Origin of the sequence: Streptomyces sp. NPDC085937 (assembly GCF_044540535.1) — a bacterium.
Taxonomy (GTDB): Bacteria; Actinomycetota; Actinomycetes; order Streptomycetales; family Streptomycetaceae; genus Streptomyces.
The window spans coordinates 112841-137471 of record NZ_JBITSH010000002.1 but is presented as its reverse complement, the minus strand read 5'-3'; the positions used below and the strand labels follow the sequence as shown (position 1 = coordinate 137471).

The 24631-nt window shown below is 69.7% G+C and carries 18 protein-coding genes and 2 pseudogenes; 11 read left to right on the top strand and 9 right to left on the bottom strand.

What is annotated here, in order from left to right:
* Positions 1–323: 323 nt before the first annotated feature.
* From ACIF8S_RS04125 to drmB, 5 genes are all read left to right on the top strand, one after another.
* Entirely contained in the window at positions 324–527 is a 204-nt protein-coding gene (locus ACIF8S_RS04125; protein WP_399997186.1) for a hypothetical protein, read from the top strand.
* A gap of 129 nt (positions 528–656) precedes the next feature.
* A complete protein-coding gene (locus ACIF8S_RS04120) occupies positions 657–5402 on the top strand; it encodes a DEAD/DEAH box helicase (RefSeq protein WP_399997185.1) in 4746 nt (1581 codons plus the stop codon).
* A complete protein-coding gene (locus ACIF8S_RS04115; protein WP_399997184.1) occupies positions 5399–7303 on the top strand; it encodes a UvrD-helicase domain-containing protein in 1905 nt (634 codons plus the stop codon). The genes ACIF8S_RS04120 and ACIF8S_RS04115 overlap by 4 nt, the downstream gene beginning before the upstream one ends.
* Entirely contained in the window at positions 7300–10545 is a 3246-nt protein-coding gene (locus ACIF8S_RS04110) for a helicase-related protein (protein ID WP_399997183.1), read from the top strand. The genes ACIF8S_RS04115 and ACIF8S_RS04110 overlap by 4 nt, the downstream gene beginning before the upstream one ends.
* Entirely contained in the window at positions 10542–12404 is a 1863-nt protein-coding gene (drmB, locus tag ACIF8S_RS04105) for a DrmB family protein (RefSeq protein WP_399997182.1), read from the top strand. Before ACIF8S_RS04110 ends, drmB begins: the two co-directional genes overlap by 4 nt.
* 8 nt (positions 12405–12412) lie before the next feature.
* Here drmB and ACIF8S_RS04100 read toward each other — a convergent pair whose 3' ends face one another.
* Positions 12413–13078: an ATP-binding protein gene (locus tag ACIF8S_RS04100; RefSeq protein WP_399997180.1), complete on the bottom strand. Its 666-nt coding sequence runs from the start codon at positions 13076–13078 to the stop codon at positions 12413–12415.
* A gap of 211 nt (positions 13079–13289) precedes the next feature.
* Between ACIF8S_RS04100 and ACIF8S_RS04095 the strand changes: the two genes are divergently transcribed.
* Positions 13290–14138 (top strand): helix-turn-helix domain-containing protein, encoded by an 849-nt coding sequence (locus ACIF8S_RS04095; protein WP_399997179.1) that lies wholly within the window; start codon positions 13290–13292, stop codon positions 14136–14138.
* The gene (locus tag ACIF8S_RS04090) at positions 14135–14335 is read left to right on the top strand and encodes a DUF397 domain-containing protein (RefSeq protein ID WP_399997177.1); all 201 of its coding nucleotides are present in this window, start codon (positions 14135–14137) and stop codon (positions 14333–14335) included. Before ACIF8S_RS04095 ends, ACIF8S_RS04090 begins: the two co-directional genes overlap by 4 nt.
* Positions 14336–14382: 47 nt before the next feature.
* On the opposite strand, the gene ACIF8S_RS04085 is transcribed toward ACIF8S_RS04090, so the two are convergent.
* Both ACIF8S_RS04085 and ACIF8S_RS04080 read right to left on the bottom strand, forming a co-directional pair.
* Positions 14383–14919, bottom strand: coding sequence for a GNAT family N-acetyltransferase (locus ACIF8S_RS04085; protein ID WP_399997176.1), 537 nt, complete (start codon positions 14917–14919; stop codon positions 14383–14385).
* Between the two features lie 100 nt (positions 14920–15019).
* Positions 15020–15460: a DUF6086 family protein gene (locus ACIF8S_RS04080; protein ID WP_399997174.1), complete on the bottom strand. Its 441-nt coding sequence runs from the start codon at positions 15458–15460 to the stop codon at positions 15020–15022.
* A 255-nt stretch (positions 15461–15715) separates the two neighbouring features.
* Between ACIF8S_RS04080 and ACIF8S_RS04075 the strand changes: the two genes are divergently transcribed.
* The 3 genes and pseudogenes from ACIF8S_RS04075 (at position 15716) to ACIF8S_RS04065 (ending at position 18059) form a co-directional block, all read left to right on the top strand.
* Complete coding sequence (locus tag ACIF8S_RS04075; protein ID WP_399997173.1) at positions 15716–16204, top strand: GNAT family N-acetyltransferase; 489 nt, start codon at positions 15716–15718, stop codon at positions 16202–16204.
* Positions 16205–16309: 105 nt separating this feature from the next.
* Positions 16310–16815, top strand: a pseudogene (locus ACIF8S_RS04070) (GNAT family N-acetyltransferase).
* Between the two features lie 626 nt (positions 16816–17441).
* On the top strand, positions 17442–18059 hold the full coding sequence (locus ACIF8S_RS04065) for a hypothetical protein (RefSeq protein ID WP_399997171.1): 618 nt from the start codon (positions 17442–17444) through the stop codon (positions 18057–18059).
* A 10-nt stretch (positions 18060–18069) separates the two neighbouring features.
* Here the strand turns inward: ACIF8S_RS04065 and ACIF8S_RS04060 are convergent.
* From ACIF8S_RS04060 to ACIF8S_RS04045, 4 genes and pseudogenes are all read right to left on the bottom strand, one after another.
* A pseudogene (locus tag ACIF8S_RS04060) lies at positions 18070–18610 on the bottom strand (TetR/AcrR family transcriptional regulator); the annotation flags it as partial.
* A 4-nt stretch (positions 18611–18614) separates the two neighbouring features.
* Positions 18615–19196: a sugar O-acetyltransferase gene (locus ACIF8S_RS04055; RefSeq protein ID WP_399997169.1), complete on the bottom strand. Its 582-nt coding sequence runs from the start codon at positions 19194–19196 to the stop codon at positions 18615–18617.
* A gap of 116 nt (positions 19197–19312) precedes the next feature.
* Positions 19313–19789: a DUF2267 domain-containing protein gene (locus ACIF8S_RS04050; RefSeq protein WP_399997168.1), complete on the bottom strand. Its 477-nt coding sequence runs from the start codon at positions 19787–19789 to the stop codon at positions 19313–19315.
* A gap of 133 nt (positions 19790–19922) precedes the next feature.
* On the bottom strand, positions 19923–20342 hold the full coding sequence (locus tag ACIF8S_RS04045; protein ID WP_399997167.1) for an Hsp20/alpha crystallin family protein: 420 nt from the start codon (positions 20340–20342) through the stop codon (positions 19923–19925).
* 221 nt (positions 20343–20563) lie between these two features.
* Here ACIF8S_RS04045 and ACIF8S_RS04040 point away from each other — a divergent pair, with 221 nt between their 5' ends.
* Positions 20564–20866: a hypothetical protein gene (locus ACIF8S_RS04040; protein ID WP_024885410.1), complete on the top strand. Its 303-nt coding sequence runs from the start codon at positions 20564–20566 to the stop codon at positions 20864–20866.
* Between the two features lie 107 nt (positions 20867–20973).
* On the opposite strand, the gene ACIF8S_RS04035 is transcribed toward ACIF8S_RS04040, so the two are convergent.
* Entirely contained in the window at positions 20974–22452 is a 1479-nt protein-coding gene (locus tag ACIF8S_RS04035) for an MFS transporter (protein WP_399997165.1), read from the bottom strand.
* Positions 22453–22625: 173 nt separating this feature from the next.
* The gene (locus ACIF8S_RS04030; protein WP_399997164.1) at positions 22626–23972 is read right to left on the bottom strand and encodes a DUF445 domain-containing protein; all 1347 of its coding nucleotides are present in this window, start codon (positions 23970–23972) and stop codon (positions 22626–22628) included.
* Positions 23973–24631 lie beyond the last annotated feature (659 nt).

Below are 24631 nucleotides of genomic sequence, written 5' to 3'. Positions count from 1 at the left end.
CCCGCGGTCGACCTCGGCCCCCATCCGCTGTCCACTTTGACCACTTCGCTCCAGTCGGCACCTGAATGTCAACGAATGGTCGAGCGGTTGCTCAATTACCAACCGCAAACAAACGCCGTGAACCGGCCACCGGCCTTACAGCGGTGTCCAGAAATTGGGGGTGACACGTTCGGGTGACGACCCGTAAGATGATTTTGACGGGAGTGCCCACCCCACTGGGAAACTCTCCCTGGAGACAGGTGAGTTGTACCCTTTTTCACTTATGGCTCCCGAACGCGCTCGCGGCACGGGAACCTTGACGGAACCGGAGGCAACGGCTCCACATGGAAGGCACTTCCGAAGAAACGAACGTTCCGCACCCTTACTACTGCTCCCCGAGCTCGGGGCGTGAACTCGACTCTCTCTACCTGCAGGTCCGGATGGACGGCTCGGACACGGAAGGGAAGCGGATTCTCGACTCGTACGAGATGACGCCCGACGAATTCAACGAGCGCTTCGATGGCTATCCGGGGCTCCCCGAACTGTAACGGTCCATCCCACGGAGACCACATCTCCGAGACTCGGACCTCCCAGGTCAGACAGCATCCGACCGTGTATTGAGCAACCCTCTGCCCCCTGTCCACAAATCCATTCACCGCAGGAGCCGTGAAGCCGTGATGTCCGATTCTCCGCGCACGGTCATATCGACCATTCTCGAACAATCGTCCCGCGTCTTGCAGACCTACGAGGTCGACCCGGGCCTCATTCCTGAACACGCCAACGGAGAACGCCGCATCACTCAAGGGGGATACGGGGACCGTCAACTGTTCGAACTTGTGCAGAACGCAGCCGACGAAATTGCCGACCAGCCGGGCGGTACCGTCCAGGTCGTTCTCACCGATACGCATCTCTACTGCGCCAACGAGGGATCCCCGGTGACTCCGGAGGGCGCGGAGACCATTCTGCGCATGAGCATGTCCCGCAAGCGCGGCGGCCAGATCGGGCGATTCGGCGTGGGTGTGAAATCCGTTCTGGTCGTCACCGACACCCCCCAGTTCTTCAGCAGTACCGGCTCCTTCGGATTCGATCGCGAATGGGCCTTCGAGAGGATCCGGTCGGTGCCCGGGGTGCGGGATCGCCTCGGCGAGCGGTTCGAAGCACCGGTCCTGCGCATGGCCCGACCCCTCGACGATGCCACCGAGCGTGCCGCGGACCCCGTCCTGGACGAGTTGCTGAGCTGGGCCACGACCGTCGTCCGCCTGCCGCTGCTGAAGGGCACTGCAGGCAGGCTGGCGCTGGACATGTGCGGTGGACGGACGGACACCGGCGCGGCCCGCGAGGAGTTTCCGATCGGATTCCAGCTCCTCTCCCCGCATGTCGCCAAGGTCGTCCTCGAAGACCGGAGGCCCCGCTCGACCGTTCGACGCGTGCTGACGACCGAACAGTCCGATGACCTGCACACCGTGATCGAGGAGCGGACGGGGAAGCCGACGGCGACTGCCCGCTGGCGCGTCTTCGCCACCACCCACGAACCCGGCCCCGCTGCCCGGGCCGACGCCGGCGAGTTGCACGATCGCCTCACCCTCGACCTCGCCTGGGCGGTGCCGGCGCTGGAGAAGGACCCGAAGAGCGGACTTCTCGTGAGCCCGCGAGGGCGGGGCCGGTTCTGGTCCTTCTTCCCGACCAAGTACGAGATGTCCCTGAGCGGCATCCTCAACGGTGCCTGGAAAACCAACGAGGACCGACAGAACCTGCTGGACTCCTCGCCGTTCAACGAGGAGATGATCAGGGTTTCGGCCGCTCTGGTCGTCGACTCGCTCCCCCGCCTGGCGTCCGCCGAGGACCCCGCAGCCTACCTTCCCCTGCTTCCGGGACGTGTGAAGGAAGCGATCAGCTGGGCCGACGCGTTCCTGACCCAGGAGATATGGGAGAAGGCCGCGGTACGTCCGTCGCTGCCCGATCAGGAGGGCGTGCTGCGTGTCCCGACGGAGCTGCGCATTCCGCCGCGTCTCGACAAGGACCGGAGCCTCGGCTGGCTGCGGATGTGGCACCAGTCCCCCGGCCGCCCTTCGGGCTGGCTGCACCCCTACGCCGAGGCCGATGTCCTGCGCGCCGGCAAGGTCGAGCACATTCTCGGCGCTGCCGGGCACAAGCGGGCCGACGTGCGCGAGTGGCTGGAGGCACTGGTCGAGTGCGGCACCGCCGAGGCGTCGGCGTCGGCGATCCGCATTCTCGCCGCGGTGATCGAGGCCGGGTCGCCGCACGCCGAGGAGGCCCGCAAGGCGAAGATCGTCCTCACCGAGGAGCACGGCCTCGTCGCTCCCGTGCCCGGCCAGGTGTTCCGCCGCGCCGAGGAGGGCGGCCTGCGGGAGTCCTTGACCTATGTGGTGAACGAGATAGCGCGGGACCGGGGGCTCGCCTCCGCGCTCAACCTCCTCGGGATCCGCGAGGCAGACGCCGAAGGCCGATTCATCAGCGTGCTGGACCAGGGCTTCGACGAATACACCGACACCCAGTGGGAACGCTTCTGGGACCTGTTCCGCCAGGCCGGTGGGCGGCGCCTGACCAACGCGGTGCTCCGACACGTGCCGGACGCCCGCGAGAAGCTGCGCGTGCGCACGGCGGACCAGAAGTTCCGTCCGGTACGCGATTGCATGTTGCCGGGTGTCGTGGTGCATGCCGAACGCGAACCGAGCATCGCCGTCGACACGAGGTTCCACTCCGACGACCTCGCCTTCTTCCGTGACATCGGCCTGCGGGAACGACCGTCGTCCTCGACCCAACCGGAGGGCGAGGCCTGGTTCGAGGAGTACCGGGAGGCCGTCCACGCGTCCTACCTTCGCACCCTGGGCCCTGGCACTCCCCGCCCCGGCATCAGGCGCATGAAGCTGGAGGGCTCGCCCATCGGTGGTCCGTTGCACTTCTTCCGGTCGCTCTCGGAGGAGTCCCGTGCGGCTTTCCTCAAGGCACTTCCGGACGATGCCGTGGTGGACAACTGGACGCGGCAGATCGGCGGCCAGACGAGCACCCGTCGGGCCGTCTCATCGCCCATCCGCTGGATGCTGAGGAAGTACGGAACCGTCGCCACGTCCAAGGGGATCAAGCCGCTGACGGAGGCCGTAGGACCCCAGCTCGCCGCTCACCGGGACGTGCTGCCGGTCGCCGACATCTCCCCGGAGAAGGCACGCAAGCTGCGCCTGCCCACCTCGGTCGACGAGGTTCCGGCGGAGCACTGGGAGGCGCTTCTCTCACAGGTGCTGAGGAGCGAGGACGACGCCTTCGTCGGTAACACCTACGTGATGCTGACCCGTTTCGAGGCGGCATTCCCCGAGGACTCGCTGACCCGCTGCCGGATCGGAGACGCCTGGGGCACCCGCCCCGACGACGAGATCACCGTGGCGGTCGGCACCACCGAGTACCGGGCCCTGCGCGCGGAGCAGCTCCCCGCCCTGTTGGTGGCGAGCGCCGAGGACGCCGAGTTGATGGTCGAGAAGTGGCAGATGAAGCGCTACGCCGACGCCATCACCAAGGAGACCCGCGAGGTCCCGGACGGTGATCCGGTCGCTCTCACGGATCTGTTCCCCGCCCTACGTCAACGGTTGCGCATCGACCACCGGAACACAACGATGCAGCGTTGCACCGAGTTGGAGGAAGTGACCCGGACCGAGAACGGTACGAAGAGCCGCCCCCTGGACGCGGTACTCCAGGGGGGGACGATCAAGGTCCGTGTCCCCCTGGAACCCGAGCCCATGCTGCGGCTGATCGACCGCGAACTGGCCTTGGGGCTCGGCCCCGCAGGTTGCCGAGCAGTTCTGGAGCACCAGGAACGCATCGCGCGCGACAGCGAGACGAAGGCAGCCCGGAAGGCCGTTCGCGACGCCGAGGACGTCGTCACCAAGATAGAGCTGCTCATCGGCGCCGAGGCACTTCGGACCGGGCTGCCGGACGGGCTGATGGAGGCCGAACTGCAGGAGACCGGCGGCGCGGAACCTCCAGGGCACCGGATCGCGCAGATGGCCTTCAACGCGCACGGGAACGGTGTCCTTCAGCATCACACCCGCGACATCCAGTCCAGGTTTCCGAACGCCCCTGTCTCCTACGGCGGCTCGCCGGCTGCTGTCGCCTTCGTTTCGGACCTTGGCCTGCCTGTGGCCTTCGCCGGTTCCAGAACTCCGGCGCTCCCGGCCTTCGAGACGGTGGACGGTCCTCGGGACTTCCCTCGGCTCCACGACTACCAGGAAGACCTGGTCCGTAATATCACCACCCTCCTCGACCGGCTGGCACCGCAGCGCGCCATGCTGTCGTTGCCGACCGGAGCGGGGAAGACCCGGGTCACGGCCGAGGCCGTGATCCGCTGGGTCAAGCGGGTCGGCGATCTGGGGGGCCCGCTGCTGTGGATCGCGCAGACCGAGGAACTGTGCGAACAAGCTGTCCAGAGCTGGAAGTTCGTCTGGAGCAAGGTGGGTGCCGAACGTCCGCTCACCATCAGTCGGCTGTGGAGCAGCCGGGAAGTGGGGAACGTCGTCGAGAACCCGCATCTGGTGGTCGCCACGGACGCCAAGCTGGAGCGGTGCCTTGGCACCGACCAGTACGCCTGGCTGCGGCAGGCAATGCTGGTGATCGTGGACGAAGCCCACACCGCCCTTCCCAAGCGGTACACCGGGATTCTCAACCAGTTGGGGCTCACCCAGTACGAGACCGCTCGGCACCTGATCGGCCTCACCGCCACCCCGTTCCGCAACAGGAACGTGGACGAGACCAGCCGCCTGATCACCCGTTTCGGCAACCGGCGGCTCGACGAGGGTGTCTTCCCGTCCGGTGATCCGTACCGGGACCTGCAGGAGTGGGGGATGCTCGCCCAGGTCGAGCACCGCACTCTCACGGGTGGCGAGATCGAACTGACGCAGGACGAGAGGACGTACTCCGAGCGTATGGCCATGCTTTCCCGCTCCGCCGAGCAGCGGCTCGTCGACGACCACGCACGCAGTCGGCGCATCGTCGACGCGGTGGCGGGTCTTCCGGAGGACTGGCCGACCCTGCTGTTCGCCACCTCCGTGGACCACGCCAAGTACCTGGCGGCCATGCTCAACGACCGTGATGTCACCGCCGCGGCAGTGGACTCGACCACCAGCGACCAGGATCGCCGGCAGCGGATCGAGGACTTCCGTGCGGGCCGTATTCGTGTGCTCACCAATTACGGCGTTCTGACCCAGGGGTTCGACGCTCCCGCCACCCGGGTCGTGGTGGTGGCTCGTCCGGTGTACAGCACCAACGTGTACCAGCAGATGATCGGGCGGGGTCTGCGCGGACCCAGGAACGGCGGCAAGCCCACCTGTCTGATCCTCAACATCGACGACAACATCGCCAACTTCGACACCCAGCTCGCCTTCACCGAGTTCGAGCACCTCTGGAGCAGAAAGTGACCGACACCTATCTCGACAGCCCGCAGCTCAGCGAGGAGCAGCGGGCCGTGGTCGAGCAGCCTTGGGACGCGCGCGTCCTGGTCACCGCCGGAGCAGGCGCGGGCAAGACTCACACCCTGGTGCGCCGACTCGACGCGCTGTGTGGGCATGAGGACCCCGACGAAGCACTGGAGGCCGCGGAGATTCTGGTGCTCACGTTCTCCCGAGCCGCCGCCCGCGAGCTGCGTGAGCGGATCTCGCGGCACGGGGAGCGCGCCCAACGGGTACGGGCGCGGACTTTCGACGCGTGGGCGTACGAGGTGCTGCTCCAGGCGCACCCCGACGGCGATTGGGGCGTGGTCGGCTTCGACGAGAGGATTGCGGCCGCCGCCCGCGCGATAGAGAAGGGAGCGCTCGAGGTCGGAGACGCCGTTCCGCCCGCGCACGTCGTGATCGACGAGGTGCAGGACCTCCTGGGCGGACGCCGCGAGCTGGTCGAGACGCTCCTCGACCGGTACCAGGAGTCCTGTGGTTTCACCGTCGTCGGAGACGCGGCTCAGTCCGTCTACGGCTTCCAGATCGCGGACCCGGGTGAGCGCGCCGACGAGACCGGAAGGTTCTTCGACTGGCTGCGCTGCTCGTTTCCCGACGACCTCGTGGAACTGAACCTCACCCGCAACTTCCGGGCCGCCACGGAGGAGGCCCGGGTCGCGCTCGCGCACGGTCCACGTCTCCAGCAGCTCACCGACCCGGACGAGGCCGCGACGCTCTACGACGAACTGCGCGACCTCCTTATGGACCCGACGAACGCGGTGGGAGCCCTCGACGACGAGTTCACCCTGGACGGTCTGCGGGACCTCACCGACACCTGCGCCATACTCACGCGCGACAACCAGGAGGCACTTGTCGTCTCCGGTCTGCTGCACGCACACGGCGTGCAGCACCGGCTGCGACGTCCACTCGAAGAGCGTCCCGTACCGTACTGGGTGGCCGAGTTGCTGCGCGGTACGGAGGCAACCGGCCTGGCCGAGGACCGGTTCCGCTCCCTCCTCGCGAGGATTCCCCTGTCGTACGAGCCGAACGCCGACGCCCTGTGGACGGTTCTACGTCGGGTCGCACGCGGGCCCGGTCGCGGGGTGATCGACCTGGACCGGCTGCGACGCGCGGTCGCCGACGGCAGGTTCCCCGACGAGGCGGCCGACCCGGAGACCGCACGGATCGTCGTCTCGACCGTGCACCGCGCCAAAGGCCTTGAGTTCGACCGGGTGATCGTTCCGGCTCCACCGACCGTCGCGGAGCTGCACAAGCGGTACGGAGACGAACTCGATCTGCCAGCGGAGGCTCGGGCCCTGTACGTGGCGATGACGCGTGTCCGTCAGGATCTGTACCACGCCCCCCGTCCCGAGCTTCCTCTCTTCAGGCGGGCGGGACATCGACGCGACGGCCGCCGCTACATCGGATCGTGGCGGTCCTACGACAGGTACGGGATGGTCGTCGAGGCGGGCGACGTGTGTCGGGACAATCCGCCCGGTCACGAGGCGGACGCCGTCGCCACTCAGGCGTATCTCCTGGCACGGGTCCGCCCCGGCGAGAAGGTGGTGTTGCGCCGACGTCACGACCTGCCGATGGGAGAGACACAGAGCCCGCCGTACGCCCTGTTGCACGACGGGCGGGAGATCGGCGAGGCATCCCAAGGGTTCCGCGAGGCCCTCTTCCGGGTGCAGAAAGTCAACCGTACCTGGGACCCCTGGTGGCCCGACGAGATCCACGACCTGTGGATCGACACCCTGGAGACCGTGACGGGCAGCACCGCCGCCGGCGCCAACGCCGGGCTCGGTGAACGCGGTGTCTGGGCCGTCCCGCGGATCACCGGCGTCGGCCGGTTCCGCAGAACCGACGACAACGAGGAGCAGCGAGCATGACGCACGTGGCAGGCCGGCACTCCGAGCATTACCGGGTGCGGGACGACGAACTGCTCGTGGGGCTCCGCCGCGAACTCTTCGGCCCCACCGAGGACGCCGCGACGGAGGACCGGGACGAGATCCTCACTCAGGACGCGCCGATCGACCGCTACCTGACCGGGGTGCTGTATCCGCGGGCCTCCAAGGAGCGGGAGGTCGAGATCGCCGCCGAACAGGACGGCTTGGACGTCGCGCCGGTGCTCGTGCGTGAGGACGTCGAGGAGTTCGGACCGGCTCAGGACGTCGCCGGCTCCGGGGACAGGCGTCCGTCGACCATGGGTCTCACCTTCGCTGTCGACCCGACCATAAGCGACACGATCGTGGTCTCGGCCCGTGCGGCGGTCTACGAGCCCACCGACGCCGAGGGCAAGCTCGTCGAGGCCCGCCGGGCCGAAGCCCGTACCACCTCCGAACAGCGGGAACGGTGGCGTCGCAGGGTGCTCGAGATCCCGGACCGGTCCATCGCCGTGAGGGCGTCCGCTCCCGCCCGACCGGTCGACCTCGTCCCCGGCAAGGTCGCGCTGCACGTCATCGTCCGACGCCCCGACCCGACCACCGGCACGGTCACGATCACCGTGACGCTGATCAACACCCAGAAGGTCGGCGAGTGGGATCTCCAGGACGCCTTCTCCCTGTTCCAGTGCGGCCTGACGGTCCGGGCCGCCAACGGCTCCACCGCGTTCGTCGAGCGCCCCGCCCCGTCCGCCGCCCACGACCCGGAGATCGCCGCCAGTCGGCTGTTGCACCGGCACGCCCCGACCTTCGCCGTCGGGCACGGCTGCGCCGCAACGTGGGACTGGAAACCCTCACCGATCGGCGTGACCGACACGGAGAAGGCCGGCGTCCCCGAAGTGCGCAGCGACTTCGTGCCCAGCGTGGAAGTACTGCTCACCGACTCCAATCCGGAGATCGACGACTCGACGCTGTCCATGCTGGGGCTGGCCGAGAAGCCCGACGCGGAGGTGCTGGCCGCCCTGGAGGGGCTCGCCACGGGATACGAGCGCTGGATCGCACGAAAACAGGACGAGGCGGACGCGCTGACCGGTGACACCCATGGGGACCCCGCGCGGATCCAGGTTGAGGCGTGTCGCGAGGCTCTCGGTCGGATCCGCGAGGGCATCGAGCTGCTCCGCGAGAAGCCGGACCTGATGAGGGCTTTCCGGCTCGCCAACCGTGCCATGGCAGACCAGCGCGCCCGCAGCGCCTGGGTGAAGGGCGGACGCGTCGGCGCCCCCGATCCGGCAGCCGGCAGGTGGCGCCCCTTCCAGATCGCCTTCGTGCTGCTCTGCCTGGCAGGCATCGACAACCCCGAGCACGACGACCGGAAGATCTCCGACCTGCTCTGGTTCCCCACCGGTGGCGGCAAGACGGAGGCATACCTGGGACTGATCGCCCTCACGTCCTTCCTGCGCCGTATTCGCAAGGGCGCGGACGGCGGCGGGGTCACCGTGATCATGCGCTACACGCTGCGGCTGCTCACGCTTCAGCAGTTCGAACGCGCGGCGATCCTGCTCTGCGCCATGGAGAACATGCGGCGCCGGACGCCCGAGCTGGGGCCGGAGGAGTTCTCCGTCGGCATGTGGGTGGGCCGTTCGGCCACGCCCAACACGCTGGCCGAGGCGGATGCCAAGCTCGACGAGCTGCGCGCGAACCTGGACAAGCGGCTCGCCACCGAAAACCCCGTCCAGTTGCATGCCTGCCCCTGGTGCGGGACCCGTCTCGACGCCCGTAACTACACAGTCGACGAGGGCGCCAAGCGGATGTACGTCCGCTGCCCCGGCACGGACTGTGACTTCGCCGACGGCCTCCCCGTCCACCTGATCGACGAGGCGGTGTACGCCGCACGCCCGACGTTGGTGATCGCCACCGTCGACAAGTTCGCCTCCATGCCGTGGCGCCCTGCGACGTCCGCGCTCTTCAACCGCGACAATCCCGACGGCGGCACGCCTCCTCCGGAGCTCATCGTCCAGGACGAGCTCCATCTGATCTCGGGTCCGTTGGGGACCCTCACCGGCCTTTACGAGACCGCCGTGGACGCGCTGGCAGGCTGCCCCAAGGTGATCGCGTCGACGGCGACCATCCGTCGCGCCGCCGACCAGGGCCGTCACCTCTTCGCGCGCGAAGTCCGCCAGTTCCCGCCCGCAGGTCTGGACTCCCGCGACTCCTGGTTCGCCGTGGAGACACCGCGTGAGGAGAAGGCGAGCCGCCGCTACGTCGGCCTTCTGGCCCCCGGGACCAGCCAGTCCACCCTGCTCATCCGCACCTACGCCACCTTGCTGCATCGGGCCAGGCAGGCGGAGACCAAGGACGAGGTGCGCGACGCGTACTGGAGCCTCGTCGGCTACTTCAACAGCCTGCGCCTGCTCTCTGCGGCCGAACTCCAGGTCCACGACGACGTGGTGGCCTACCTGGAGCTGCTGGCGGAGCGGGATGGCGTCCCCGTGCGCTCGGTCGCCAACTACTCGGAGCTGACCAGTCGGATCGACGCGAGCGAGATCCCCACACGGCTAAAGGGCATCGAGAAGAGGCTCCCCGACGAGGACACCGTGGACGTCCTGCTCGCCACCAACATGATCGCGGTGGGCGTCGATGTGGACCGGTTGGGGCTGATGGCCGTGATGGGTCAGCCCCAGACGACCGCCGAGTACATCCAGGCCACCAGCCGGGTCGGCCGCGCGCACCCCGGTCTGGTCGCGGTCATGTTCAACTCCACGCGGGCCCGGGACCGATCCCACTACGAGAGCTTCCAGCACTTCCACTCCGCCCTCTACCGCGAGGTCGAGTCCACCTCCGTGACACCGTTCTCCGCCCGCGCCCGCGAGCGGGGCCTGCACGCGGTGATCGTCGCCCTCGCACGCATCCTGATCCCGGCCGCGCGGCCCAACGACGGCGCCGGCGAGGTCGAGTCCTACGTGAACGTCCTTCAGGACCGCGTCAAGCCGCTGCTGATGGAGCGTGTACTCGCGGTCACCGAGACCGAGGCCGACGCGGTCTCCGACTCTTTCGAAGAGTTCGTCGAGTGGTGGCGCGATGAAGCAAGCACCCACAATCGCCTGCTCTTCGAACCGAAGAGGGGTGATCGCGCCCCCTCGCTCTTGAAGGCGTTCGACGACGAGTCCGAGGGTGCCGAGGCGTGGCCCACGTTGTGGAGCCTGCGCGACGTCGACGCCGAGTCCGCCCTGTTCATGGAGGGAACACGATGACCCCGCCCCCTCGCCGCCGCCGGCACGGAGCGAACGGCGCTACGCCCGCCCACTCATTTCCGCGACGCGGTGAGATTCGCCGCGCCCAGGTGATCACCACGTACGGCGTCGGCTCGCTCATCGCCGTCGACCACGAGTCCTTCGTCGTCTCGGGCCTGGACGAGGCAGACCGGAGCTGGCGTGCCGACGAATCTCCGAAGATCTACGAGCGACGCCTGGCCAGGCTCCTCGATGTCGACCATTTCCGGCTGCCTCCCGCCTCCGACGACACCAGCAAGGACGGCCTCCGGGTGCGCCGTTTCCCCTTGATGCACTCGTGCCCCGAGTGCAACGAGCTGCAGCACCATCGCGACTTCAACCCGCCCGCCGGTCGCAGTGTCTGCGGCACCTGCGAGGTGGACCTCGTTCCCTCCCGCTTCGTCGTCGCCTGCGAAGCCGGGCACCTCGGTGAGTTCCCGTACCGGCAGTGGGTGCACCGCACGACCGACCGTGGTTCCACAACGGTCGGCAAGTGCGGGGGGAAACTGAAAATGCGCTCGTCCGGTCGCACGTCATCGCTCCGCTCCATCATCGTCTCCTGCACCTGCGGGAGGGCACCCGAGGTGTCGATGGAAGGCTCCTTCCGCAAGAACGCGCTCAAAGACCTGGGGTTGACGTGCCGGGGTCACCGCCCATGGCTCGGCACGTCCGCCCCGGACCAGGAGTGCGGACTGCCCTTGCGGACGCTCCAGCGCGGTTCTTCCTCGGTGTGGCAGCCGGTGTTGAAGTCGGCGCTCTCCATCCCGCCGTGGAGCAACAGTCGCGAGGATCCGTTGGCCGGCCACTGGGAGAAGCTCAGGAAGTACGAGACCCGCGAGGCCGTCGAAATCTATCTCGATGCCGTCTTCACCGAGGGATCGTGGCCTCTCTCCCTGGACGAGGTGATGACGCTGCTCGACGCGGAACGCGAGGAGGATCCCGAAGGCGGTGAACCCGCCACCTTCGACCATCGCTACCGCGCCCTGCGCAACAAGGAGTACGAACGTCTGCGCTCCGGCAACGACGAGAGCGAGCACTCCCGCGACGAGCAGTTCGTCTGCGAGACCCCCCTGGGCGACCGGAGCGTGCTCGACCCGCTCGGCGTCACCGGCCCGATGCTGGTCAAGAAACTCCGCGAGGTGCGTGCGCTGAAGGCGTTCACCAGGCTCGTCGACGCAGAGTCGACGACCGACGCGAAGGAGATGCCGCTCTCCGACAGCCCCTTGCGCTGGCTTCCGGCCATGGAGGTCCGCGGCGAGGGAGTCTTCCTCCGCCTGGACGAGAACCGGCTTGGCACCTGGGAGAAGGCGACAGCGGTGGCGGCCCGGGTCGAGCGGATGCGGACAGCCCACCAGCGGGTGCTGGATCAGCGGGCCGACGACCCGAGCCGTGCCGTCCCGTCCCCGGCCAGCCCTCGGATGGTCCTGCTGCACACCTTGGCCCACGTCCTCATCAACGAGTGGAGCCTGGAGGCCGGGTATCCGGCAGCCTCTCTGCGCGAGCGCCTCTACGCCGCGGACGACATGGCCGGGGTGCTCATCTACACGGCGACGAGCGACTCGGCGGGCAGCCTCGGTGGTCTCGTCGTCCAGGGCGAACCGGATCTTCTCGACCGCACGGTGCGCTCGGCCGTCCGCCGTGCCGAGTGGTGTTCCTCCGACCCGCTGTGCATGGAGACCGAGGTGTCCGCCACCGGCACAAACCTCGCCGCCTGCCACGCCTGCGTGATGTTGCCGGAGACGAGCTGCGAGCACAACAACATTCTGCTCGATCGGGCACTGCTGGTCGGTACTCCGGATGATCCGCCCGTGGGGTACTTCCAGCACATACTGGCGAGCTGAAGCCGGCCTCACCTCGGACCTTGGGACGAAGTGGCTTCATAGCGGCTCTGCGCGCGGTCGAGCACATCGTCCGCGTCGCAGCCATTGACGTTGAGCCAGCGGAGGAAGTCCGTGACGACGTCGATCACGGACTCCTCCGCCACTGTCCGACCCACCCTGCCGAGCCCGGGTTCGTAGCGACAGGTCGGCGGCCTCAACGTCGCGTACATGTCCAGCAGTGCCTCCGCGCGCGACACCGACGGGTCCACCGGCCTGCCGGCCGACGGTGCGAGTCCGGTGACCAGCTCGCACCACGTCACCTTGCGGTCCTCGTGAAGCTGGACGCCCCAGCGGTCGGTGAGGGCCTCGACGAGCGCCATGCCCCGTCCGCACTCGGCGTCGATGTCGGCACTCACGAGGGCGGGCAGGGCCCGTGTGTCGGGGTCGTGGACCTCGATGCGCAAATACGCGCCGTTCACGGACACCACAAGTGACCCCGGCGTGCCGGGCCCGACGTGGGTGACGACATTGGAAACGAGCTCACTGACGCAGAGCTGTGCCGCATCGACCAACCCGTTCAGATTCCACGCCGCAAGACAGAGACGGACGACTCGCCTCAGGGCTGCCACCTCTTCGGGCTGGGCAGTGAACTCGATGCTCCACGGAACTCGCTTCGGCCACGCTTCCTGACTCAAGGGCCTCTCCCATCGTTGTCCACACCAACCCGCCCGGCAGCGGAGCGTCATGAGATGTCACTCACTGTCGCCCTTGCCTGCCCAGGATGAGGCCAGCGCATCCCGCCGTGCAATGTGCACGGCGGGATTCCCACTTCCGTGTGATTGGCAGGCAGCCCCCTTGGCAGCAGACTTGACTCTCGCTACGCACCGCAGGGTTGAGGGGAACAAGATGGCCGGTTCACCGACGGCACGCCGTCGGCGTCTGTCGATCGAGCTGAAAAAGCTCCGGGAGAAGAGCGCACTGACCTGTGCGCAGGTCGGCCAGGCGTTGGACTGGAGCGGTTCCAAGGTCAACCGCATGGAGACGGGCAGCGGCAGGGTTCAGCCTTCGGACGTCGACGCGCTCTGCCGCTTCTACGACACGAGTGACGAGCTGCGCGAGTTCCTCAAGTCACTGGCGCGCGATGCGAAAACGCGCGGATGGTGGCAGGTGCACGGTGCGGGCGTCCCCGAGTGGTTCAACATCTACATCGGCCTGGAGCAGGACGCCTCCACGCTCCGCCAGTACCAGTGCGAGCTGCTGCCGGGCCTGATGCAGACCGAAGCGTACGCCCGCGAACTCCACACGACCGGCGCCCACATGTCGGCCGAGGACATCGACCGCGCCGTACGTGTACGACTGGAACGCCAGGAGATGCTGACGCGACCCGACGCACCCGAGGCCTGGTTCATCGTGAACGAGGGTGCCGTGCGCAACGTCATCGGGGACCGGGAGATCATGCGGGAGCAGCTGGCAGGAGTGCTGGAAGCCGCCGAGTTGCCGAGCGTGACGCTCCAGGTGCTCCCCTTCGACTCGGGCACGTACCCCGCGACGGGCTCATTCACCATGCTCGGTTTCCCGGCGCCGGAGGATCCCGACCTGGTGTACCGGGACGGCATCACGGACGCTGTCTACCTGGAAGGTGAGCACCATGTCCGTGAGTACACGCGGGCGTTCGACGGCCTGCGTGCGGCGGCCCTCAGCCCTCAGCGGTCCGTCCGGCTCATCCAGTCCGTCGTGAAGGAGTACTCGAAGTGAGCACCGCAGCGCCGACCGGCCGTGCACTCGTCTGGCACACGTCCTCGTACAGCAACGGCGCGGGCGGTGAGTGCGTGGCGTTCGCGGCGACGCCGGCGCGAGCACATGTGCGGGACACCAAGGAGGTCGACGGCCCGGTCGTCACAGTGACGGGACGGTCCTGGACCGTCTTCGTTCAGGCGCTCAGGGCCGGGTGAACCCATGTCGCCCTACGGCGACCGACGTCCGGCACCACCTCACCCGCCTACGCCACCCCACCCGCCTTCCACTCCCCCGCCAGCAACCCGAGCACCACCTCGTCCATGAACTCCCCCAGCACCCACGCCGAGTTGCGCAGCACCCCCTCCCGCACGAAGCCGTTGCGCTCGGCGGAGCGGATCATCGCCTCGTTGTCCGACAGCGTCTCGATCTGAAGGCGGTGCAGGCCGCGCACGACGAAGCCGTAGTAGCACAGGGTCGCCACGACATCCGTGCCGTAGCCCTTGCCGCGGGCGGCGGGCAGGAGGCCGAGGCCGATGTGGGCGTTGCGGTTGTGGCTGTCGATGCCCCACAGGTTCGCGGTGCCGACCAGCGTGCCGCTCTCCAGGTCCACCACGGAGAAGGGGACGACCCCGTCGGCCGCGTAGTCGACGGCGAGGCGGGGGTCCTTCGACGTGACCGGCTGCCACGGCGCGCCCTCGGCCCGCGCGGCGTTGACCACGTCGTTGTAGAGCTCGGCCCGCAGGATCGGGATGTCGTCCTCGTGCCGGTCCCTGAGCCCGACCCTGGTTCCCTTCAACATGCGGTCTTCTTATCGGACCGGAACGAGCGGCGGCAATCGATTAAGAGGACCGTCCGCGACGGGAGGCAGCGGTACGACAGGACGGCCGGACCGCGGTCGGTCAGCGCGCCATGTGCCGACCCAGCTCCCGTGTCCTCGCACGAAGCCCGGCGGCCCATGCCGCGCCGTCCGCGGGGGTGGACATCCCGGTGAGCGCGGAGATCTGTACGTCTTCGAACGGGCCCTGCGGTGCGCCCCCGAGTTCCTCCCAGTCCACCGTGATCGCGGCGCGTTCGGCCAGGACGAGCACCGTGGCGACGAAACCTTCGGCCAGCGCGAGCCAGACGCCGTGCGTCGTCCTTCGGTGCCGTGCCAGGAGGGCGTTGACGAAGGTCTCGAAGGTGTCCGGGGCGATCTGGCACTCGTCGTTCGCCATCGGTCCGACACCCGACGGCTGTCCCAGCTCCGCCTCGAAGACCGCCACCTGGCTCTGGAACATGCGGGAGACCCCGTTGGACGGGTTCCACAGCGTCTCGTCACCCACGTCGTAGTTCTGGCTCACCGTACGCCTCCCCCTCGTTCCGGCAGGACACCGTAACCGGCCGGATCACCACCCGTCGTGCGGATTACGGCGGCGCCGCGGCCGGCCGGCACCCGTTCCGCCCGTCGGCATTACGCTGGGAGGCATGGAGTGCTTCGCCGCCTTGCGTACGCGTCACTGAGGGCCCCGCTCGCCGCCACCCCGTCGGCCGGGAGCGGGCCGACCCAGCCCTTCTCCCCCTGGGTGTCCAGCCCTCAGCCCGAAAGGCGCACTCCCATGTTCATCCGCGCGTTCACCCCGCAGGACCTCACGGCCCTGACCGACCTGACGATCGAGACGTTCCGGCCGTTCTACGAGGACTCCTTCCGCCCTCTCGTCGGTGAGACCGTCTTCGCCAACCAGCACGGCGACTGGCGTGACGACTACCGTCGCGAGGTCCGCGGACTCCACGCCCCCGAGCGGCACCTGTACGTCGCGGTCGTCGAGGCCGGTGACGGCGATGGCCCCGCCGGTTACGTGGCCTGGAGCGTCGACTCCGACCGCCGGAACGGCAGCATCAGCCATCTCGCCGTCTCGGCACAGCACCGCCGCGGCCGCCTCGGCACCGCCCTGTGCGAACACGCCTTCGCGCACATGCGGAGCCTCGGCGCGGAGGTGGTCGAGATCGGCACCGGGGGCGACCCCTTCCACGCACCCGCCCGCGCCCTCTACGAGCGCCTCGGGTGCACGGCGCTGCCGACAGCGGTCTACTACCGGCAGCTCTGAGCCGGCTCCGGGGCGGGCGCGGCTCCAGCGCCTGCCCCGGGCGTTCCTCTCGCCGAAAGGGCGACCCCGTCCCCTGCCACCGCGCCTGGGCTGAACCGGCCACCCATGAATGCCTATCTCCTGGAGAGTGAGTCTGCCCACGTGGCCATATCCCTGCGCGAAGTCGAGGACAGTGACCTGCCGGTCTACTGGGGACGGTTGACCGATCCCGAGGTGCAGCGGATGGCCGCCGTGACAAGGAAGTACCACTACGACCGCGGCCACTTCGACCGGCACTGGGCGACCGTGCGCGCGGACCCGGCCGTGCTCGTGCGGACCGTCGACGTGGACGGTGAAGAGGCAGGTCACGCCGCCGCGTCCGGCCCGCCGTCCGAGCGCGAGGTCACCTACGTCGTCTGACGGTCGCACCGGGGCAAGGGCGTCGCCACCGCAACCCTGGCGCAGTTGACCGCGCTGGAGCCCGCCCGGCCACTGCACGCGCACGCCGCCGCCGACAACGCCGCTCCCTGCGCGTGCTGGAGAAGTGCGGCTTCGTCGTCACGGGGAAGAGCCGGTGCTTCGCGCGGGCCCGTGACGCGGAGATCGACCTGGTGCACATGACACTGAGCTGAGGCACTCGCCCGGAGCCCGCCGCCGCACGCGCCCTGCAGTGGCCGGATGTTCGACCGTCTGGAGATCAAGGTGCTGCCCCCGGGCCCCGCTGGGCGGCTACGGTGCGGTTCCTGGTCAGCGGCGAGGACCTGATCGAGGAAGGGGTCGACGAGGGAGGTCGCGGCCCGTACGCGGCCGACGTTCTGCCGGCAGGCCACCCCAGCCCGCTGCGGGCGACCGGGGAAGCGCGCCGGCTGGAGCTGGGCGTACCGGAGTGCACCGGCGGCTGCTGCGGGTTCCTGACCGTGGTCGTGCAGCGCTGTGGGGGCATCGTGCGGTGGTCGGACTGGGAGCTAGCTCCCCGCGGAAGCGCCGACCCGGTTGCTGGATCCGCCTTCCGCCGTAGGTCCGCCCCGGTCGGTACCGGAACTGAATGTGCCCGCACGGTAAAGCCGCGTGACCAGCTCTCGACATACCGGATGTCGGAAAGGACTCCCACGAAAGTGCTGAGGGAGAGCAGCGGGAACCCGCGGACGCGGAACCCCAGTCGTGAGTTCGGCAACCGAGTTGTGGTCTGGAGCCGTACCGGCACGCTGTCCTACCATGCGTTCATTCACCAGGCGCAGCGGAGACTTCGGGGGAACGCATGCTGGCCGAGGAGTACGGATATCAGGTATCACCCCGGCCCGCCGCCGAGACGCCCGGCGTCCGGGCGCAAGTGGGGCAGGACAGGAAAAACACGCTCAGCGGGATGTGGCAACTGACCGCGTTCTTCCTCGTCCTCAGTGCCGTCCTGAGCGCAGTGATGCAGGATCTCTGGCCCTTGCTCATGCCGGCGGTCTGGACCCTCCTGATCGTGCCGCCCAGCTACATCTGGCTCGTGCGGAAAGAGCCAGCCCAAATGATGCGCGTTCTCGAGACCAGCCGTTGGCAGGTGTGGCCCTGCCGGATCGAAAAGATCAAGGGGACGGCGATCGCACGCCGTCTACTGCTACTGGCACCGGACAAGAGCGTCGCCGCGATGTTCGAGGGAGCGGTCCCGCACGATGTGTGGCTGAGTATGACCGACGGACGGGGCGTGCTGTGGATCGCCGGCGACCTACGCTTCCCGGCGGTCGCCGCCGTCCCCGGTGGTGAGCCGTTGTGGCGCATCACCCCGGTGGAACCCACACAGCAGCCGCAGGCCCTCGCGAACACCGACGCCGCTTTCGACGCCCTCGTCGCCGAGGCCCGTTCCGCCGTCGTCTGGAACTTGCTGGGCTGACACCCCCTCGTCCCTCTCCCGTGATCCTCCCCACGGCCTCCCGCCTCAGCGACCGCCCCGGTGGGTCGTCGTCCAGGGCTCGGTGAAGGGCCAGGCCCTCGATCAGGGCGTCCAGCCGGGTGCCGTGTCCGGTGGGAAGTGCAGTTCCCGCAGGGCGCGGCTGCGGCGCATCCACCGGACGCACAGCGCGCGGTACGGCTCCCGGCGCGCCGCCAGCGTGTACAGCTCCCGCACCAGGATCAAGTCGCGGCGCGGGCCCTCCGAGAGGGTGTGGACGAGGTCGGTGACCGCCCCGCGCGCCTCCTCCGGGGTCGCGGCGCCCGCGAGGTGCCGTTCGAAGACGCGACCACGTGGTCGGCGTACCCCGCCAACGCTTCTCGCAGCAGCTCGTCGATCCCGGTGAAGTGGTACGTCATCGAGCCGAGCGGCGCCCCGGCCCGCGCGGCGATCTTGCGGTGGGAGACGCCCGCGACGCACCCCTCGGCGATCAGGTCGAGCGCCGCCGCGAGGATGCGTTCGCGGCGGCGGGGGTCGGCGTGCCCGGTGGCCATGTGTTCACAGGGAGCGGACCTGGCGGGCCGGGTTGCCGACCGCCACGACGTTCGCCGGGACGTCCTTCGTGACCACCGCGCCGGCGCCGATGACCGAGTTGTCGCCGATGGTCACCCCGGGGCAGACGATCGCGCCGCCGCCCAGCCAGACGTTGTCGCCGATGGTGATGGGCAGGGCCGCCTCGAGCTTGTCGCGCCGGGGCTGCGGCTCCACCGGGTGGGTGGGGGTGAGGAGTTGGACGTTGGGGCCGATCTGGCAGTCCTCGCCGATGGTGATGCGGGCGACGTCCAGCGCGGTGAGGTGGTAGTTGACGAAGGTCCGCGCGCCGATGCTGATGTTGCTGCCGTAGTCGACGTACAGGGGCGGGCGTACGTCGATGTCCTCGCCCGCGGAGCCCAGCAGCTCGGTGAGGAGCGTCCGGGCCTCGGCGGGGTCGTCCAGGTAGGCGTCCTGGTAGCGGGACGCGAGCCGCATGGCCTGCCGCTGCCGGCGGGCGATCTCCGGGTCGTCCGCGATGTACAGGTCGCCCGCGAGCATGCGCTCCAGGTTGGTGCGCGGGTCCCCCGCGAAGTGGTCGGCCGTCATGCGTACGACCGTATGCTCCTCGCCCGCCGACGGGCACGCGCGACGGGCACGCGCGACGGGCGCCCCCGCCGGAGCGGCACGGGGCGCCCGTGAGGAAGGGAGCTACGGCGTGGCCGTCACGCCGGTGTCAGCTCCGCCCGGCCGAACAGGAGGGCGTAACCGGGCGGCAGCTGCGCGAGGACGCGGGTCACCAGCTCGTCGCCGACCAGCGGGGGCAGGACGCTGAGCACGGAGCTGACGTCCCAGCGGGCCGTGGCCGGGGTCGCGCCCTCGATACGGGCCGCCACCGAGTCGACGAACTCGGCCGCCGTCAGCGGGCGGGTCGCCGGGATCTGCGAGGCGACCACCCGTGCGGCCTCCTCGGGCAGGGCGCGGGCCAGGTCGACGCGTTCGTCACCGACGACGTGACCGCCGAGGGCGGACAGGACGACGCGGGTGACGCTCTCCGCCTCCGACCGCGTCGGGTACTGCCCGGCCTCCCGTACGGTGTCGACGAGTTGGCGCCAGGCGGGGTCCTGGGCCGGGTGTGTCTCGGCCGGGATGATCCCTCCCGGCTGCGGGACCGCGGGCTTGCGCGGCGTCAGCGTGGTCATCCGAAGCTCCTCTCCTTCTGCGGTGTTCGGTTGTGAGGGGGCCGGTGGTCCGTCGCCCGCCGGGGGCGTACGGCGCGTGGGCGCGTCCCGCGGGAGGGGGGTCCGCGGGACGCGTGGAAGGGGTGGGCGGCGGTCAGCCGGTGAGCTGCCTGCGGTCGCCGCCGGTGATCTGGATGCGGCGCGGCTTGGCCGCCTCGGCCACCGGGATGCGCAGCGTCAGGACACCGGCGTCGTACGAGGCGTCGATGCGCTCGGTGTCCAGGGTGTCGCCGAGGAACAGCTGGCGCGTGAAGGTGCCGGTCGGCCGTTCGGCGACCACCGTCTCCGCGCCCTCGGGGGCCGGCGAGCGGCGCTCGGCGCGCACGTTCAGGACGTTGCGCTCGACGTCGAGCTCGATGGTCTCCGGGTCGATGCCGGGGATGTCGAAGTGGACGACGAAGTCGTCCCCCGACCGGTAGGCGTCCATCGGCATCGCCGAGGCGCGGGTCACCGGGCCGAACACCTGCTGCGTGAGGCGGTCGATCTCACGGAAGGGGTCGGTACGCATGAGCATCACAGTCCACTCCTCTCTGTGGCGTCATCGGTGCGATGCCCTACGGGTCAATTCCTTATATAGCCGATGGGGAGGAAAGTTGACAAGAGAAGACTCAGTTTGGGGTCGGCCGGTCCGTGGGTCTTGGCGCGGGGCTGGTGACGGGGGGCGTCGCCGGGAGGGTTAGCCTCGGAGTCCGTGGACCCCGCCCGAGCGGGGCGCAGTGGCAGGAGGCAGCAGGCATGGCGAAGGTTCCCAGTTCGGTCGTGGCCGCGAGCGGGCTCGTCGGCGGGTACGGCGTGGCCCGCTGGACCCGTAAGCGGCAGCTCGGCGGTGTCGTCCTCGCCGCCGCCGGGGTCGCCGCCGCCCAGCAGTGGCGACAGCGCGCGGGCGGTGCGGCGGCCGGCGCCCTGTCGGTGGCCTACGTCGCCGCCTTCGCCGGGTCGCACCCGCTGGCGAAGAAGGTCGGCGCCTGGCCCGCCGTGTTCGGCGTGGCCGGCGCCGTGGCCCTCGCGTCGTGGGCGGTCGCCGACCGACGGGGCTGACACCCCGCCGGCCGTCGCGGGCGGGGTGTGTTCCATCCGCGCCCCGTCTCGTCCCGCCAGGGCCCGGCCCGGTTCGTCCCGCCAGGGCCCGGCCCCGGTTCGTCCCGTCAGGGCCGGGCCGGGGCCTGATGCGGTTCGGCCGCCGACAGGGGGGTGGCGATGTCCTCCAGGGAACGCCGTTCCGCGTTCACCGCGAGGAGCGCCGCCACGATGCCCGCCGCGACCATCAGGGTTGCCCCGATCTGGAACGCGAGCACCGTGTCGCCGACCTTGCCGGTGTTGGTCAGCTCGGCGAACAGCAGCGGGCCGCTGATGCCGCCCGCGGCGGTGCCGAGGGCGTAGAAGAAGGCGATGGACATGGCCCTGGTCTCCATCGGGAAGATCTCGGAGACCGTGAGGTAGGCGCTGGAGGCGCCGGCCGAGGCGAAGAACAGCACCACGCACCAGCAGGCCGTCATCGTCGCCGCCGTGAGCGAGCCCCGGTCGAACAGCCACGCCGTGCCGAACAGCAGCGCGCCGGACAGCACGTACGTGCCGGAGATCATCACGCGCCGGCCGACCGTGTCGAACAGCTTGCCCAGCAGCAGCGGGCCGAGGAAGTTGCCGGCCGCGATGACCGCGAAGTAGTAGCCGGTGTTCCCGGACGGCACGTCGAAGAACTGGGTGAGGATCGCGCCGAAACCGAAGGTGATCGCGTTGTAGAGGAACGCCTGGCCGATGAAGAGGGCGAAGCCGAGGGTGGAGCGCCTGCGGTAGCGGCCGAAGACGGTGCGGGCGATCTCGGTGAACGTGGTGCGGCTGCGCTGGTGGATCGTCATCTCGTCCTCGGCGGGCGGCAGCTCCTTGCCGCCCTCGGCCGTGACGCGTTCCTCGATGCCGCCGACGATCTGCTCCGCCTCGTCGTCCCGGCCGTGGATGAGCAGCCAGCGTGGACTCTCGGGGACGTGCCGCCGTACGAGGAGGATCACCAGGGCGAGGACGGCGCCCAGCGCGAAGGTGAGCCGCCAGCCGACGTTCGCCGGGAAGATCGAGGTGTCCAGGGCGACGATGGACAGCAGCGCGCCGCCGACCGCGCCCAGCCAGTAGCTGCCGTTGATCAGCAGGTCCACCCGCCCCCGGTACTTCGCCGGGATGAGCTCGTCGATCGCGGAGTTGATGGCCGCGTACTCGCCGCCGATGCCGAAGCCGGTGAGGAAGCGGAAGAGGAAGAACCACCAGGTGTCGAAGGACAGGGCGGTCAGGGCGGTCGCCGCGAGGTACACGGCGAGGGTGATCAGGAACAGCTTCTTGCGGCCGTAGATGTCGGTGAGCCGCCCCCAGAAGAGGGCGCCCACACAGGCGCCCGTCACGTAGAGGGCGGCCGAGATGCCGGTGACCTCCCCTGAGGTGATGGGGAGTCCGCTGCCAGGCTCCGACAGCCGGGCCGCGATGTTCCCGACGATGGTGACTTCCATCCCGTCGAGGATCCACACGGTGCCCAGACCGATGACGATGGACCAGTGCCAGCGGGACCACGGCAGGCGGTCCAGGCGGGCGGGAATTCTGGTGGTGATGGTGCGTCCGGACCCGGACTGCGCGGTGGCCATGGGCTCCCTCCTCGGCGAAGTGAGTCCCTTGTGCCCCGTGCCCGCCGGTTTCACGCCCGGCGCGGTCCGGGGCGGGTGCGGCGGGGCCCGCACCGGGCGGAGAGCGGCGACCGGCACGGCCCGCGCGGTGGCCCCTCGTCCCCTCGGGGACACGGCTCGCGGCGGCCCCTCGGCTACGCGCCCACCGCCCGCGAGATCGTGTAGATCAGCAGGCCGGCCAGGGAGCCGACCACCGTGCCGTTGATCCGGATGAACTGAAGGTCGCGGCCGATGTTGGCCTCGATCTTCTTCGTGGTGTGCTCGGCGTCCCAGCTCGCCACGGTGTCCGTGATCAGGCTGGTGATCTCCTTGCGGTAGGTCGTCACCACGTACACCGCGGCGCTCTCAAGCCAGCCGTCGACCTTGCCCTGCAGCTTGGTGTCGAGGGACATCCGGGCGCCCAGCGACAGCAGCGACGCCCGCAGCCGCAGCCGCAGTTCGCTGCGCTCGTCCTCCGCCGCCGACACGATCATGCCCCGTACGGCCGTCCACGCGGACGCGATCAGGTCCTGCACCTCGCTGCGGCCCAGGATGTCGCCCTTGAGGCGCTCCACGCGGGCCCGGGTGTCGGTGTCGGACTGCAGGTCGGTGGCGAAGTCCGTGAGGAAGCGGTCCAGTGCCCCGCGCGCGGGGTGGCCGGGCATGTCGCGCATCTCGGTGACGAAGCGCAGCAGCTCCTTGTAGACGCGCTCGCCGACCTTGCGGTCCACGAACTTGGGGGTCCAGCCGGGGGCGCCGCCGTGGACGGCGTCCATCACGGTGTCGCCGTGCAGGACCAGCCAGTCGTGGGCGCGGCTGACGACGACGTCGACGGCGCGTTTGTGGCCGCCGTCGGCGACGATCCGCTCCAGCATCTTGCCCATGCCGGGCGCGATCTCCTGGGCGTCGGCGCGGCGGGTGATGGCCTCCCCTACGACCGCCTGGACGTCGGAGTCGCGCAGTACGGTCAGCGCGCCGCGCAGCGCCGCCGACACCTCGGCGGTGACCCGGTCGGCGTGCTCGGGGACGGCGAGCCAGGCACCGAGTCTGCTGCCGATGCCGACGGCGCGCAGCCGTCGGCGGACGACGTCCTCGGAGAGGAAGTTCTCCCCGACGAAGTCGCCGAGGGCGGTGCCGAGCTGGTCCTTCTTGGTGGGGATGATCGCGGTGTGCGGGATGGGCAGGCCCAGGGGGTGCCGGAACAGGGCGGTGACGGCGAACCAGTCGGCGAGCGCGCCGACCATGCCGGCCTCGGCCGCCGCGGCCACGTACCCCGCCCAGGCGCCGGCGCCCTGGTGGGAGGCCCACTTGGCGAGGACGTACACGACGGCGACGAACAGCAGCAGGCCGGTGGCGGTGAGCTTCATGCGGCGCACGCCGCGCTGCTTCTCCTCGTCCGCGGGGCTGAACGTCGTCATCGCGCGGTTGGTCGCCGTGCCGGCGCCGGTTTGCCGCCCGTCGGCGTCCCGCTCCTCGGTGTCTGCCGTCTCAGTCCGTTCCATCCGCTCCACCCGCTCGGTGATCCCTCACACATTGTCCCTTCCTGACCGACTCCTGGAACGGAACAGGAGTTCCCGGCGTCTGTCCTGAGGGGGATTGTCCAGGGACATCACCTAGGGGTACCCCAGGTCCGCCCGGAAACCCCGGGCCGCCCGGCACGACCACCCGACAGGCCCGCCCGGGTCTGCCGGGGGCGGGGCCGGCCCGGCGTCGCGGGCGGCTCCGGCTCGCCCGCGCGGCCGCCCGGGTCGTCCCGGGGGCCGCCCGGATGATCTCCGGGGGCGTCCGCGCGTGATCTCCCCCGCCGTGGCCCACCATGGTGTGTCGGACCGGAGCCTCGCGCTCCCGCCTCCCGAGGAGAACAGAACAGCATGACCCGGCGTCGTGACGGGGGCGCGCCGCACCCCGAGCAGGCCCGCCCCGCGGGCCGGGACCACCCTGTCCGGGCACGCGGAGACGAACGGCCCCGCCCCGCGAGGACGCCCCGCCCCGCGCGGCGGGACCGCCTCTCGGGACGGGGTCGCCCCCCGAAGCAGGAGCGGCCAGAGCAGGAGCGGCCCGAGCGGGAGCGGCCAGAGCAGGAGCGGCCCGAGCGGGAGCGGCCAGAGCAGGAGCGGCCCGAGCGGGAGCGGCCAGAGCAGGAGCGGCCCGAGCGGGAGCG